Genomic DNA, 13,185 nt, shown 5'->3' on the forward strand with positions numbered 1-13,185 from the left:
GAGGGATCATGGTTCTGCAATCCACGCGTTGGCTCGCGCTCAGCTATTTCACCTACTTCTTTTCCTATGGCATCTTCTTACCGTTCTGGGGCGTGTGGCTGAAAGGCGAAGGCATCGCGCCGGAAACCATCGGCATATTGCTCGGCGCCGGTTTGGTGGCCCGCTTCCTCGGCAGTTTACTGATTGCACCCCGCGTTAAAGATCCCTCTCATTTAGTCTCCGCCCTGCGCCTGCTGGCGCTGCTGACACTGGCTTTCGCGGTTGGCTTCTGTTTCGGCAACGGTTGGGGCTGGCTGATGCTGGTGATAGCGGGGTTCAACCTGTTCTTCTCGCCGCTGGTGCCGCTGACCGACGCGCTGGCCGGCACCTGGCAAAAGCAGATTCGTATGGACTACGGCCGGGTAAGGCTGTGGGGCTCGCTGGCGTTCGTCATCGGCTCGGCGCTGACCGGGCAGCTGGTGGCGGTGTGGGGCCATAACGCCATTCTCTACAGCCTGATCTTCAGCGTGCTGGCGATGCTGCTGGGCATGTTGCTGAAGCCGAGCGTCATGCCGCAGGGCGAAGCACGCACGCACAGCGATACCGAACGTTCGCTGTGGGCACTGCTGAAAGAAGGGCCGGTCTGGCGCTTCCTGCTGTGCGTCACGCTGCTGCAGGGGGCGCACGCCGGCTACTACAGCTTCGGCTCCATTTACTGGCAGGAGGCGGGCTATTCGGCCTCGACCATCGGCTATCTGTGGTCGCTGGGCGTGGTGGCGGAGGTGATTATTTTCGCCAGCAGCAACGTGCTGTTCCGCCGCTGGAATGCGCGCAACCTGCTGTTGCTCTCCGCCTGCTGCGGCGTGTTGCGCTGGAGCCTGATGGCCTATAGCACCGAGCTGGGCTGGCTGCTGCTGATCCAGATCCTGCACTGCGGCACTTTCACCGTCTGCCATCTGGCGGCGATGCGCTTTATCGCCGCGCGCCAGGGACAAGAGGTGATCCGGCTGCAGGCGGTGTATTCGGCGCTGGCGATGGGCGGCGGTATTGCCGTCATGACGGTCATTGCCGGGTTCCTGTTCGAACATTGGCAGGGTGGGGTATTCTGGGTGATGGCGGCGGTCGCGGTGCCGGCCTTGTTCATCCGGCCGCCGGCGGTCAGCGTCAGCCGCTGATTAAGGCGCTTCCAGCAGCGCGCGGATGGCCTGGCGCTGCCGTGTTTCCAGCGGCAGTTCGGTATAGATCAACGGCGGGTGCGGATCGCTGTGCACCGCCGCATAAGGGGTGATCACCAGCATGACGCCCTGCGGCGCTCCGCCGCGCAGATAGTCGCTCAACGGCAGATACTTGATGTTCAGCGGCAGCAGCGTGAGCTCGCGGATCTGGTATTCCACTTCCTCTTCCAACTGCGGGTTATCCAGCGTCAGCAGCAGCACCTGTTTTTCCTGCAGCGCGTTGTCCTGCATCAGCCAGGCGCCGAAGCTGATGGCCACCAGGCCCGCCTCCTCGTTGGAAAAATGCACGCCGTATTCCTGTTCCAGCGGTATCAGCGCTTCCTGCGTGGTGCGCATTAGCCGCGGGTATTTGCGCACCACTTCTTCCAGCAGCATATTGTCGATGCCGATGGCGAAACGGCAGCGCTCCAGCGCCGGCGCCAGGTGGGCGAACAGCTGGCTGACCAGCTCCGTCTTGCTGCTGAAGGCCATGCCGGAAAGCTGCTGGAAACGCTCGACCATGCTGTCGATCGCCGCCATCAATCTCTGCTCTTGCGCCGAGTCATTGCTGTGGTAGCTGTGATTTTTCAACATGGTGAAGGTCAGCGCCAAAAAATCGCGCTCGTCTGCCTGCGGCGGCTGGTTAAACAGCCGGTTGCAGGCCTGATGCAGCCAGGCGGCGGCTTGCTGCTCCGGCTTTTGCCGCAGCCAGTCGCGTTGAACGGCGTCGAAATGCGGATGGCGCTGCAGGCGATTTTGCCAGGCGCAGTAGAGCAGGTAATGCTCCAGGAATTGGCGGTCGCGCGCGTCAAAGTGGCGGCTGAGCAGTGGCTCGCAGGCGTCGATCGCTTGAGCCAGCGCAGACGCTGGGGCGGCATCTGCCGCCAGCGCGTGCCGCAGGCGCGGGGCGAAATCGCCTTCAACAAACTGCGGGCTGCAGCGCAGGGCCCGCCGCAGCCAATGGATCAGGCACAGACGTTGGTTGAGCGCGCCGCCCCGCAGGTGGTAGCCATGGTCGGGATCGACGGCGATCTCCAGGTGATGGAAACGCTGGATTTCACTGGCCACCTCGGCTATATCTTGCCGGGTTATCGGGGGGGCAACGCCGTTGATTCGGCTTAGGGTCTCCAGCTGTAACTCGGGCTCCGGCGTGTACAGCATCAGCAGCAGATGGCAGCGCCGTTGTTGTCCGGAGAGCGCGGGCACGGGAGAGGTGTCCAGGCTCATTATCACCTTCCGGCATAAAAGGTTGCGATTATGCCTAAGCATAGCAAAAGGCTTTGTGACGGCAGGGTTACCGCGCAGCTTTTACTTCGGCTTACAACTTTCGTCACAAATATCGCCGGGAGAGGCGGGCCGTTCGGTATTTATTTGTGTTACGTTATAACAAATACAGGTAAGGCAGGATAATGATGAAGTTACGTCGTCTTTTGGCTGCTTTCGGCGCCGTGTTCAGCGCCGGTGCGATCGCGCATCCGCACAGCTTTATCGACATGAATACCACCTTCGTCGCCAAAGACCAGCGGCTGGTCGGCCTGAAAATGGTGTGGGTGATGGATGAAATCACCTCGGCGGATCTGCTTTACGATGCGAAAAACGCCAAGAGCGATTCGGAAGTGTGGAAAAAGCTGGCGGCGGAAGTGATGGCCAACGTGCTGGGGCAGCACTATTTCACCGATCTTTACCGCGACGGCAAGCCGGTGAAATATCTGAACTTGCCCAGCGAATATCACCTGTCGCGCCAGGGCAATCAGGCGGTGCTGGAGTTCGTGCTGCCGTTGGCCGAACCGCAGCCGCTGGCGGGCAAGCCGTTCGAACTTTCTACTTACGATCCGACTTATTTCGTGGATATGACCTATAAAGACCAAAATGCACTGCATCTGCCGCCGGAGATGGCGCCGCTGTGCAGTTACAAGCTGATGACGCCGCAGCCGAATGCGTCGCTGCAGGCCTATGCGCTGTCGCTCGACAAGAACGACTCGCCCGGCGAAGACCTGGCGCTGGGGCAACAGTTCGCCCAGCGGGTGACGCTGCAATGTCGTTAAATCTCTCACAACCGACGGCGAGCCGGCGTCACTGGGCCTTCGGCCTGTGGCCGCTGCTGCCGTTCACACTGGTGCTGGCGGCCGCCGCGCTGCTGGCGTGGCACTATTGGCCGCAGCTGCTGATGCAGAGCGTGGTGTGGCAAAAAGCGCTGCACCAGCAGATGGCGGGGCTGTTGCAGCAGGTGAAGGCCGCGCCGCAGCAGGCCGGACTGGCGCTGATGCTGTTCAGCCTCGGCTATGGCGTCTTGCATGCGCTCGGCCCCGGCCACGGCAAAGTGGTGATCGCCACCTACCTGGCCACCCATCCGGCGCGGCTGAAAAGCAGCCTGAAGCTGACCTTCGCCGCTTCGCTGGTGCAGGGCGGGGTGGCGATCGCGCTGGTCACGCTGATGCTGGTGGTATTGCAGCTCTCTTCGCGCCAGCTGCACCAAAGCAGTTTCTGGCTGGAGAAGGGCAGCTTTATCCTGGTGATGCTGCTTGGCGTGCTGCTGAGTTGGCGCGCGCTGAAACGCCTGTTTGCGGCGATCAAGGCAATGCGCCCGGCGCCGGCGCTGCGCATCAACAGCCTGACGCCGCTGGCGGCGGATCATGTGCACAGCGCCAATTGCGGCTGCGGCCACCGGCATCTGCCGAGCGACAGCGAGCTGCAGGCGGGAAGCGACTGGCGCACTCAGGCCGCCATCGTGCTGGCGATGGGCATGCGTCCCTGTTCGGGGGCGATTTTAGTGCTGCTGTTCTCCAAGGTGATCGGCGTGTTCGGCTGGGGCGTGATCTCCGCGCTGGCGATGGCGTTCGGCACCTCGTTGACCATCTCCATGCTGGCGCTGCTGGTGCATTACAGCCGCCGGCTGGCGGTGCGCCTCAGCCGTTCGCGCGCGCCCGCCGCCTGGAGCGCGGTGGCCTGGGGTTCGCTGGCGCTGGCCGGCGGTCTGATCCTGTTGGCCGCCGGGCTGTTGCTGTATGTCAGCGCGCAGCCGGAATTCGGCGGCGGCATCCGCCCCTTCTCCCGCTAACGGGCATAAAAAAAGCGCTGCATCGGCAGCGCTTTTTTTCAATTCGCTTCTGGCGATTAACGCTTCAGCGCTTCGCTCAGTTCTTCACGCATGGTGGCCAGCATGGCTTTCACCACGCGCGGGTTACCTGCGACCAGGTTACCTGAGCTGAAGTGGTTGTGGCCGCCGACGAAGTCGGTCACCAGGCCGCCGGCTTCACGTACCAGCAGCTCGCCCGCGGCGAAGTCCCACGGCTTCAGGCCGATCTCGAAGAAACCGTCTACGCGGCCGGCGGCCACATAGGCCAGATCCAGCGCGGCGGAACCGGTGCGACGGAAGTCTGCGCACTGGGTGAACAGCTTGCCGACGATGTTGATGTAAGGCGTTGCGTGCTGTTTGACTTTGAACGGGAAGCCGGTCGCCAGGATGGTGCCATCCAGATCTTTGGCGTTGGTACCGCGCAGGCGGTAGCCGTTGAGCTGTGCGCCCTGACCGCGCGTGGCGGTGAACAGTTCGTTGCGCATCGGATCGTAAACCACGGCCACTTCAGTACGGCCTTTGATGCGTACGGCGATGGAAACGGAGAAATGAGGGAAACGTTTGATGAAGTTTGCAGTGCCATCCAGTGGATCGATCACCCATTGCACATCGCGATCTTCGCCGATCAGCTCACCGCGTTCTTCGCTCACGATACTGTGTTGCGGATAAGACTTGCGGATGACGTCGATGATCAGATGCTCTGCATCGCGATCGACGTTGGTGACGAAGTCATTGGTCCCTTTCTGGCTCGCTTCTACAGCGTCCGGGGTTTCGTAGTTTTTGGCAATCAGGTTACCGGCCTTGCGCGCAGCGCGCACGGCGATAGTCAGCATCGGATGCATGGGTATCTTCCAACTAGGATGTTAAAGAACAGGAAACGGCGCGAAGTATAGCAGCTGTTCGGCAAATTGCCTACGGCTGTGTTAAGATGCTGCGATTTTCCGCCACGCTCAGAGTTTGTATGCTGCACAATATCCGCATTGTTCTGGTAGAGACTTCACATACCGGCAACATGGGCTCGACCGCCAGAGCCATGAAAACCATGGGTTTAACCAACCTTTATCTGGTTAATCCGCTGATCAAACCCGATTCTCAGGCCATCGCCCTGGCCGCCGGCGCCAGCGACGTGATCGGCAACGCCACTATCGTCGATACCCTCGATGACGCCATCGCCGGCTGTAGCCTGGTGGTGGGCACCAGCGCACGTTCTCGCACCTTGCCGTGGCCGATGCTGGAGCCGCGTGAATGCGGCGTGCGCGCGGTACACGAAGGCGAACACGCGCCGGTGGCGCTGGTGTTCGGCCGCGAACGCGTCGGGCTGACCAACGATGAATTGCAGAAGTGCCACTACCACGTCGCCATTCCGGCCAACCCGGACTACAGCTCGCTGAACCTGGCGATGGCGGTGCAGATCCTGGCGTATGAAGTGCGCGTGGCTTACCTCGATCGCCAACAGGCGGGCGCGCCGCAGCTGGAAGAGACGCCGTATCCGCTGGTGGATGACCTCGAGCGTTTCTATCAGCACCTGGAGCAGACGCTGCAGCGCACCGGCTTTATTCGCCCGTCCCATCCGGGCCAGGTGATGAGCCGCCTGCGCCGGCTGTTCACCCGCGCGCGCCCGGAAGGGCAGGAGCTGAATATCCTGCGCGGCATGCTGACGTCGATCGAGAAACAGGATAAACATCAAGGTAATTAATTGATGTGGCATAACGGTGGGCGACAATAGTATTAGTTATCCAAAGGTTATAACATGTATTTTATATACCTTTGTTCTTGCTAAGTTCAAAACGTGCTAATACTTGAGTCAATTACTAGGTTAAATAGTTGACTGTTTTACTCAGGAATGTCAGACTTTCGGCCATATTTGACCAACAGGTAACCATTGAGCTATGAGACTGACATCCAAAGGCCGTTATGCCGTAACCGCTATGCTTGACGTAGCGCTGCATTCCCAGGAAGGGCCGGTACCACTGGCGGACATTTCCGAACGCCAGGGTATTTCGCTCTCTTATCTGGAACAATTATTCTCCCGTCTGCGCAAGAATGGCCTGGTGGCCAGCGTGCGCGGTCCGGGCGGTGGTTATCTGCTGGGTAAAGACGCGGGTGAGATCGCCGTTGGCGCTGTCATCACTGCCGTCGATGAATCGGTAGATGCAACCCGTTGCCAGGGCAAAGAAGGCTGTCAGGGCGGCGATCGCTGCTTGACCCACGCCCTGTGGCGCGATCTGAGCGAGCGCATCAGCGGGTTCCTGAACAACATTACGCTGGCAGAACTGGTCAATAACCAGGAAGTGCTGGTGGTGGCGGATCGTCAAAACAACGATACGCGCCGCACGGCCAACGGTCGTCCGCAAGAAACTATCAACGTTAATCTGCGCGCATAAGCAGCTGGCGAAATTATTTTAGTTTTTGGAAGTGATGTACGGAGCACAAGAGCAATGAAATTACCGATTTATCTGGATTACTCAGCAACGACGCCGGTTGACCCGCGCGTTGCTGAGAAGATGATGCAGTTTTTGACCCTGGACGGCACTTTCGGCAACCCGGCTTCCCGTTCCCACCGTTTCGGTTGGCAGGCGGAAGAGGCGGTAGACATCGCCCGTAACCAAATCGCCGAACTGGTGGGCGCCGACCCACGCGAAATCGTCTTCACCTCCGGGGCGACCGAATCCGACAACCTGGCGATTAAAGGCGCTGCCAATTTCTACCAGAAAAAAGGCAAGCACATCATCACCAGCAAAACCGAACACAAAGCCGTGCTGGACACCTGCCGTCAACTGGAGCGCGAAGGGTTTGAAGTCACCTACCTGGCGCCACAGAGCAACGGCATCATCAGCCTGCAGGATCTCGAAGCGGCGCTGCGCGATGACACCATCCTGGTCTCCATCATGCACGTCAACAACGAAATCGGCGTGGTGCAGGACATCGAAGCGATCGGTGAAATGTGCCGTGCGCGCGGTATCATCTACCACGTTGACGCCACCCAGAGCGTGGGCAAACTGCCTATCGATCTGAGCAAGCTGAAAGTCGACCTGATGTCGTTCTCCGGCCACAAAATCTATGGCCCGAAAGGCATCGGCGCGCTGTACGTGCGTCGCAAGCCGCGCATCCGCATCGAAGCGCAGGTACACGGCGGCGGTCACGAGCGCGGCATGCGTTCCGGCACCCTGCCTGTCCACCAGATCGTCGGCATGGGCGAAGCTTACCGCATCGCCAAAGAAGAGATGACCGAAGAGATGGCGCGTCTGCGCACCCTGCGCGATCGTCTGTGGAACGGCGTGAAAGATATGGAAGAAGTGTATCTGAACGGCGATCTGGAGCACGGCGCACCGAACATCCTGAACGTCAGCTTCAACTACGTTGAAGGCGAGTCGCTGATCATGGCGCTGAAAGACCTGGCCGTTTCTTCCGGTTCAGCCTGTACCTCCGCCAGCCTCGAGCCGTCCTACGTGCTGCGCGCGCTGGGCATGAGCGATGAATTGGCGCACAGCTCGATCCGTTTCTCCCTGGGGCGTTTCACCACGGAAGAAGAGATCGACTACACCATTCAACTGGTGCGTAAATCCATCGGCCGTCTGCGCGATCTGTCCCCACTGTGGGAGATGTTCAAGCAGGGCGTGGACATCAACAGCATCGAATGGGCGCATCATTAATTCTCAGGTTTCAGGAGCAAGGTCATGGCTTACAGCGAAAAAGTAATCGATCATTATGAAAACCCGCGTAACGTGGGTTCTTTCGACAACGAAGATCCTACCGTCGGCAGCGGCATGGTAGGGGCGCCGGCTTGCGGCGACGTGATGAAGCTGCAAATCAAGGTTAACGATGAAGGCATCATCGAAGACGCGCGCTTTAAAACTTACGGCTGCGGTTCCGCCATCGCCTCCAGCTCGCTGGTGACCGAATGGATGAAAGGCAAGTCGCTCGATCAGGCTGAAGCGATCAAAAACACCCAGATCGCCGAAGAGCTGGAATTGCCGCCGGTCAAAATTCACTGCTCGATCCTGGCTGAAGACGCCATCAAAGCAGCGATTGCCGACTATAAGAGCAAGCATAGCGCCAAGTAATTTGTCTGAATCGGCCCGGCCGCGCCGGGCTTTGATGTGAAGTGTGAGGTTGTGATGTCTATTACCATGAGCGACAGCGCTGCGCAGCGTGTTCAGGCGTTTTTGACGAACCGCGGCAAGGGTCTCGGCCTGCGTCTGGGAGTGCGAACTTCCGGCTGCTCCGGGATGGCCTATGTGCTGGAATTTGTTGACGAAGCCAACGATGACGACATCGTGTTTGAAGACAAAGGCATCAAGGTGATCATCGACGGCAAGAGCCTGGTCTACCTTGACGGCACCGAGCTTGATTTCGTTAAGGAAGGCCTGAACGAAGGCTTCAAGTTCAACAACCCGAACGTCTCAAGCGAGTGCGGCTGCGGCGAGAGTTTCAACGTCTGACAGTCCATCGTGCTCCCCCGTTTCGGCGGGGGAACTTCATCCGCTAACGCCCAGAGCACGCTATGGATTACTTTACTTTATTCGGGCTGCCCGTTCGCTACACCGTGGACGGCAGCCTGCTTGCGTCCCGCTTCCAGGATCTGCAGCGCCAATTCCACCCCGATCGTTTCGCCAACCAGCCGGAGCGCGAACGCCTGATGGCGTTGCAGCAGGCGGCGACCATCAACGAAGCCTACCAGGCGCTGAAGCACCCGTTAAAACGCGCGGAGTATATGCTATCTTTGCACGGCTTCGATCTGGGCAACGAACAGCATACGATGCGCGACACCGCCTTTCTGATGGAACAGCTGGAGCTGCGCGAAGAGCTCGACGCCATTGAGCGCAAGCCGGAGGCGGAAAGCCTGCTGGCCGATTTCGGCGCGCGGCTGGCCACCTCCATCAAGCAGCGCAGCGCGCTGATGCTGCAGCAGTTGGACAGTGAACAGTGGGCGGATGCCGCCGACACCGTGCGCAAGCTGCGCTTTTTGGACAAACTCCAGCAACAGGTTGAACAACTCGAAGAAAAACTGCTGGGTTTTGAGTAACACCTTCTGATTCTGATTGTGGAAGCTTCAACATGGCCTTATTACAAATTAGTGAGCCTGGCCTCAGCGCCGCGCCGCACCAGCGACGCCTGGCCGCCGGCATCGACTTAGGCACCACCAACTCGCTGGTCGCCACGGTGCGCAGCGGGCAAGCGGAAACACTGGCCGACGATCAGGGACGCCATTTGCTGCCTTCGGTGGTGCATTATCAGGCGGACGCGCAGCGCGTCGGCTGGGATGCGCGCCAACAGGCGGCGCAGGATCCGGCCAATACCGTCAGCTCCATCAAACGCATGATGGGTCGTTCGTTGGCGGACGTGCAGCAACGTTACCCGAACCTGCCGTATCAATTTCAGGCCAGCGACAACGGCCTGCCGCTGATCGTCACCGCCGCCGGCCCGGTTAACCCGGTTGGCGTCTCCGCCGATATCCTGCGGGCTCTGTCCGCGCGCGCGCAAGCGGCGCTGGAAGGCGAGCTGGACGGCGTGGTGATTACCGTTCCCGCTTACTTCGACGACGCGCAGCGCCAGGGCACCAAAGACGCGGCGCGTCTGGCCGGCCTGCACGTCCTGCGCCTGCTGAATGAGCCGACCGCGGCGGCGATTGCCTACGGGCTGGATTCCGGTCAGGAAGGGGTGATCGCGGTTTACGATCTGGGCGGTGGCACCTTTGATATCTCCATTCTGCGCCTCAGCCGCGGCGTGTTCGAAGTGCTGGCCACCGGCGGCGATTCCGCGCTGGGCGGCGACGATTTCGATCACCTGCTGGCCGACTGGCTGCGCGAGCAGGCCGGCGTGGCCGATCGCAACGATCACGGTGTGCAGCGCCAACTGCTGGACGCCGCCATCGCCGCCAAAATCGCGTTGAGCGATGCCGACAGCGTGTGCGTTGAGGTAGCCGGCTGGCAGGGCGAGGTGACCCGCGCCCAGTTCGAAGCGCTGATCGCTCCGCTGGTGAAACGTACGTTGATGGCCTGCCGCCGCGCGCTGAAAGATGCCGGCGTCGCCGCCGACGAGGTGCTGGAAGCGGTGATGGTCGGCGGTTCCACCCGCGTGCCGCTGGTGCGTGAGCAGGTGGGGGCCTTCTTCGGCCGCACGCCGCTGACGTCGATCGATCCGGATAAAGTGGTCGCCATCGGCGCCGCGATCCAGGCCGACATCCTGGTGGGCAACAAGCCGGACAGCGACATGCTGCTGCTGGACGTGATCCCGCTGTCGCTGGGCCTGGAAACCATGGGCGGTCTGGTGGAGAAAGTGATCCCGCGCAACACCACCATTCCGGTGGCGCGCGCGCAGGAGTTCACCACCTTTAAAGATGGCCAGAGCGCGATGATGATCCACGTGCTGCAGGGCGAGCGCGAGCTGGTGCAGGATTGCCGTTCGCTGGCGCGCTTCACGCTGCGCGGCCTGCCGCCATTGCCTGCCGGGGGCGCGCACATTCGCGTCACCTTCCAGGTGGATGCCGATGGTCTGCTGAGCGTCACCGCGATGGAGAAATCCACCGGCGTTGAAGCCTCGATCCAGGTCAAGCCGTCATACGGCCTGTCGGACAGCGAAATCGCCGGCATGATCAAGGATTCGATGGCCAACGCGCAAAGCGACGTGGGCGCGCGCAAGCTGGCGGAGCAACGCGTGGAAGCCGCGCGGGTGCTGGAAAGCCTGCAGGGTGCGCTGGCCACCGACGCCGCGCTGCTGAGCGAGGCGGAAAGCCAGGCGATCGCCGCCGCGACCCAGGCGTTGCAGCAGGCGGCGCAGGGTGAAGATCCCGCCGCTATCGAAGACGCCATCAAAACATTAGATGCACAAACGCAAGATTTTGCCGCGCGCCGCATGGACGCTTCCATTCGCCGCGCGCTGGCTGGCCATTCTGTGGATGAGGTTTAACCATGCCTAAAATTGTTTTCCTGCCCCATCAAGACCTTTGCCCGGAAGGGGCGGTTCTGGAAGCCGAAAAAGGGGAGTCGATCCTCAACGTTGCGCTGCGCAACGGCATTGAAATCGAGCACGCCTGCGAGAAATCCTGCGCCTGCACCACCTGCCACTGCATCGTGCGTGAAGGCTTCGATTCGCTGGAAGAGAGCAGCGAGCTGGAAGACGACATGCTGGACAAAGCCTGGGGGCTGGAGCCGGAAAGCCGTCTGAGCTGCCAGGCGCTGGTCGCCGACGAAGATCTGGTGGTCGAAATGCCGCGCTACACCGTCAACCACGCGCGTGAGCATTAATTGTTAGCCGCAGCGTCAACCCGGAGATCATAATGGGACTGAAGTGGACCGACAGCCGTGAAATCGGCGAAGCCCTGTACGACCAATACCCGGACACCGATCCGAAAACCGTGCGTTTTACCGACATGCATCAGTGGATCTGCGATCTCGAAGAGTTCGACGACGATCCGCAGGCTTCCAACGAAAAAATACTGGAAGCGATCCTGCTGGTCTGGTTAGATGAAGCGGAGTAAATAGCGTAACGGGCTGCCATGAGCGGCCCGTTTATTTTGTATCCGACAAGATTAATAAAAGAATAATCCGGAGTAAGAAGGCTATGACAACAGAATTCATGCAGATCACGCTGTCGCAACAACCTGCCGACGCCCGCTGGGGCGAGAAAGCGCTGCTGAGCACCAATGGCGAAGGGATGACCATCCACCTGACCGGGGCCGACAAGCTGGGCGCGATCCAGCGCGCGGGCCGCAAAATTGATGGCCAGGGCATCAAAAACGTCAAGCTGGCCGGCGACGGTTGGGATTTGGAAAACAGCTGGGCGTTCTGGCAAGGCTATCGCGGGCCGAAAGGGCAGCGCAACGTCGAATGGGCTGAACTGCCGGAAGCCGCGCGTCAGGAGCTGGATAAGCGCCTGAAGATCGTCGACTGGGTGCGTGACACCATCAACATGCCGGCGGAAGAGCTGGGGCCGGAGCAACTGGCGACCCGCGCTGTCGATTTGATGTGCGACGTCGGCTGCGATGCCGTCAGCTACCGTATCACCAAGGGCGAAGATCTGCGCGAGCAGAACTATGCTGGCATCCACACCGTCGGCCGCGGTTCCGAACGCCCGCCGGTGCTGCTGGCGCTGGACTTCAACCCGACCGGTAACCCGGACGCGCCGGTGTTCGCTTGCCTGGTCGGCAAGGGCATCACCTTCGATACCGGCGGTTATAGCCTGAAACAGAGCGCCTTTATGGATTCGATGAAGGCTGACATGGGCGGTGCGGCCACCATCACCGGCGCCCTGGCGCTGGCGGCGGCGCGCGGCCTGAAGCAGCGCGTGAAGCTGTACCTGTGCTGCGCCGACAACATGGTCAGCGGCAACGCCTTCAAACTGGGTGACATCATTCGCTACCGCAACGGCAAAACCGTTGAGGTGATGAACACCGATGCGGAAGGGCGCCTGGTGCTGGCCGACGGCCTGATCGACGCTTCTGAGCAGAATCCGCAGCTGATTATCGATTGCGCCACCCTGACCGGCGCGGCCAAAACCGCAGTGGGCAACGACTACCACGCCCTGTTCAGCTTCGACGATGCGCTGGCGCAGGAACTGTTGAGCAGCGCCGCCGCCGAGCAAGAGCCGTTCTGGCGTCTGCCGCTGGCCGAGTTCCACCGTAGCCAGCTGCCGTCCAACTTCGCCGAGCTGAACAACGTAGCCGGCCCGGCCTACACCGCCGGCGCCAGCACCGCGGCGGCCTTCCTGTCGCACTTCGTCAAGAATTACCAACAGGGCTGGCTGCACATCGACTGCTCCGCCACCTACCGCAAAGGCGCGGTGGATCAGTGGTCGGCCGGCGCGACCGGTTTGGGCGTGCGTACCCTGGCCAACCTGCTGCTGAGCAAAGCCAAATAATTGAACGCCCGCCGCATCGGGCGCTAGAATGCGCATTATCTTCGGGGCCCAGCATGC

The 13,185-nt window shown here is 60.8% G+C and carries 15 protein-coding genes; 13 read left to right on the forward strand and 2 right to left on the reverse strand.

What is annotated here, in order from left to right; translation table 11 throughout:
• The first annotated feature begins 8 nt into the window (after positions 1–8).
• On the forward strand, positions 9–1,154 hold the full coding sequence (locus ACJ8IL_RS14735; RefSeq protein ID WP_141967200.1) for a 3-phenylpropionate MFS transporter: 1,146 nt from the start codon (positions 9–11) through the stop codon (positions 1,152–1,154).
• Here ACJ8IL_RS14735 and csiE read toward each other — a convergent pair whose 3' ends face one another.
• Complete coding sequence (gene csiE / locus ACJ8IL_RS14740; protein WP_442516629.1) at positions 1,155–2,420, reverse strand: stationary phase inducible protein CsiE; 1,266 nt, start codon at positions 2,418–2,420, stop codon at positions 1,155–1,157. It lies immediately after the preceding gene.
• Between the two features lie 182 nt (positions 2,421–2,602).
• On the opposite strand from csiE, the gene ACJ8IL_RS14745 reads away from it, so the two are divergent.
• Both ACJ8IL_RS14745 and ACJ8IL_RS14750 read left to right on the forward strand, forming a co-directional pair.
• Positions 2,603–3,238 carry a DUF1007 family protein gene (locus tag ACJ8IL_RS14745; RefSeq protein WP_025303919.1) on the forward strand — a complete coding sequence of 212 codons (636 nt, stop codon included), beginning with the start codon at positions 2,603–2,605 and terminating at the stop codon, positions 3,236–3,238.
• Positions 3,229–4,251, forward strand: coding sequence for a nickel/cobalt transporter (locus ACJ8IL_RS14750; protein ID WP_173888340.1), 1,023 nt, complete (start codon positions 3,229–3,231; stop codon positions 4,249–4,251). Before ACJ8IL_RS14745 ends, ACJ8IL_RS14750 begins: the two co-directional genes overlap by 10 nt.
• A 56-nt stretch (positions 4,252–4,307) precedes the next feature.
• On the opposite strand, the gene suhB is transcribed toward ACJ8IL_RS14750, so the two are convergent.
• Positions 4,308–5,111 carry an inositol-1-monophosphatase gene (gene suhB / locus ACJ8IL_RS14755; RefSeq protein WP_025303917.1) on the reverse strand — a complete coding sequence of 268 codons (804 nt, stop codon included), beginning with the start codon at positions 5,109–5,111 and terminating at the stop codon, positions 4,308–4,310.
• Positions 5,112–5,230: 119 nt separating this feature from the next.
• Here suhB and trmJ point away from each other — a divergent pair, with 119 nt between their 5' ends.
• The 10 genes from trmJ (at position 5,231) to pepB (ending at position 13,128) form a co-directional block, all read left to right on the forward strand.
• Positions 5,231–5,965 carry a tRNA (cytosine(32)/uridine(32)-2'-O)-methyltransferase TrmJ gene (gene trmJ, locus ACJ8IL_RS14760; protein ID WP_025303916.1) on the forward strand — a complete coding sequence of 245 codons (735 nt, stop codon included), beginning with the start codon at positions 5,231–5,233 and terminating at the stop codon, positions 5,963–5,965.
• A 193-nt stretch (positions 5,966–6,158) separates the two neighbouring features.
• Positions 6,159–6,653 (forward strand): Fe-S cluster assembly transcriptional regulator IscR, encoded by a 495-nt coding sequence (gene iscR / locus ACJ8IL_RS14765; protein ID WP_004941404.1) that lies wholly within the window; start codon positions 6,159–6,161, stop codon positions 6,651–6,653.
• A gap of 54 nt (positions 6,654–6,707) precedes the next feature.
• Positions 6,708–7,922, forward strand: coding sequence for a cysteine desulfurase (gene iscS / locus ACJ8IL_RS14770; protein ID WP_016929764.1), 1,215 nt, complete (start codon positions 6,708–6,710; stop codon positions 7,920–7,922).
• Between the two features lie 24 nt (positions 7,923–7,946).
• On the forward strand, positions 7,947–8,333 hold the full coding sequence (iscU, locus tag ACJ8IL_RS14775) for a Fe-S cluster assembly scaffold IscU (RefSeq protein ID WP_004941408.1): 387 nt from the start codon (positions 7,947–7,949) through the stop codon (positions 8,331–8,333).
• Between the two features lie 54 nt (positions 8,334–8,387).
• Positions 8,388–8,711 (forward strand): iron-sulfur cluster assembly protein IscA, encoded by a 324-nt coding sequence (gene iscA, locus ACJ8IL_RS14780; protein ID WP_004941410.1) that lies wholly within the window; start codon positions 8,388–8,390, stop codon positions 8,709–8,711.
• 62 nt (positions 8,712–8,773) lie between these two features.
• A complete protein-coding gene (gene hscB, locus ACJ8IL_RS14785; protein WP_043138098.1) occupies positions 8,774–9,295 on the forward strand; it encodes a co-chaperone HscB in 522 nt (173 codons plus the stop codon).
• 32 nt (positions 9,296–9,327) lie between these two features.
• A complete protein-coding gene (gene hscA / locus ACJ8IL_RS14790) occupies positions 9,328–11,178 on the forward strand; it encodes a Fe-S protein assembly chaperone HscA (RefSeq protein WP_197781166.1) in 1,851 nt (616 codons plus the stop codon).
• Between the two features lie 2 nt (positions 11,179–11,180).
• The gene (gene fdx, locus ACJ8IL_RS14795) at positions 11,181–11,516 is read left to right on the forward strand and encodes an ISC system 2Fe-2S type ferredoxin (RefSeq protein ID WP_004941417.1); all 336 of its coding nucleotides are present in this window, start codon (positions 11,181–11,183) and stop codon (positions 11,514–11,516) included.
• A gap of 32 nt (positions 11,517–11,548) precedes the next feature.
• A complete protein-coding gene (iscX, locus tag ACJ8IL_RS14800; protein WP_006327336.1) occupies positions 11,549–11,749 on the forward strand; it encodes a Fe-S cluster assembly protein IscX in 201 nt (66 codons plus the stop codon).
• An 83-nt stretch (positions 11,750–11,832) separates the two neighbouring features.
• Positions 11,833–13,128 carry an aminopeptidase PepB gene (gene pepB / locus ACJ8IL_RS14805; RefSeq protein ID WP_197781167.1) on the forward strand — a complete coding sequence of 432 codons (1,296 nt, stop codon included), beginning with the start codon at positions 11,833–11,835 and terminating at the stop codon, positions 13,126–13,128.
• Positions 13,129–13,185 lie beyond the last annotated feature (57 nt).

It is taken from the genome of Serratia sp. CY47444, from assembly GCF_052168635.1.
GTDB classification, from domain to species: Bacteria; Pseudomonadota; Gammaproteobacteria; order Enterobacterales; family Enterobacteriaceae; genus Serratia; species Serratia bockelmannii.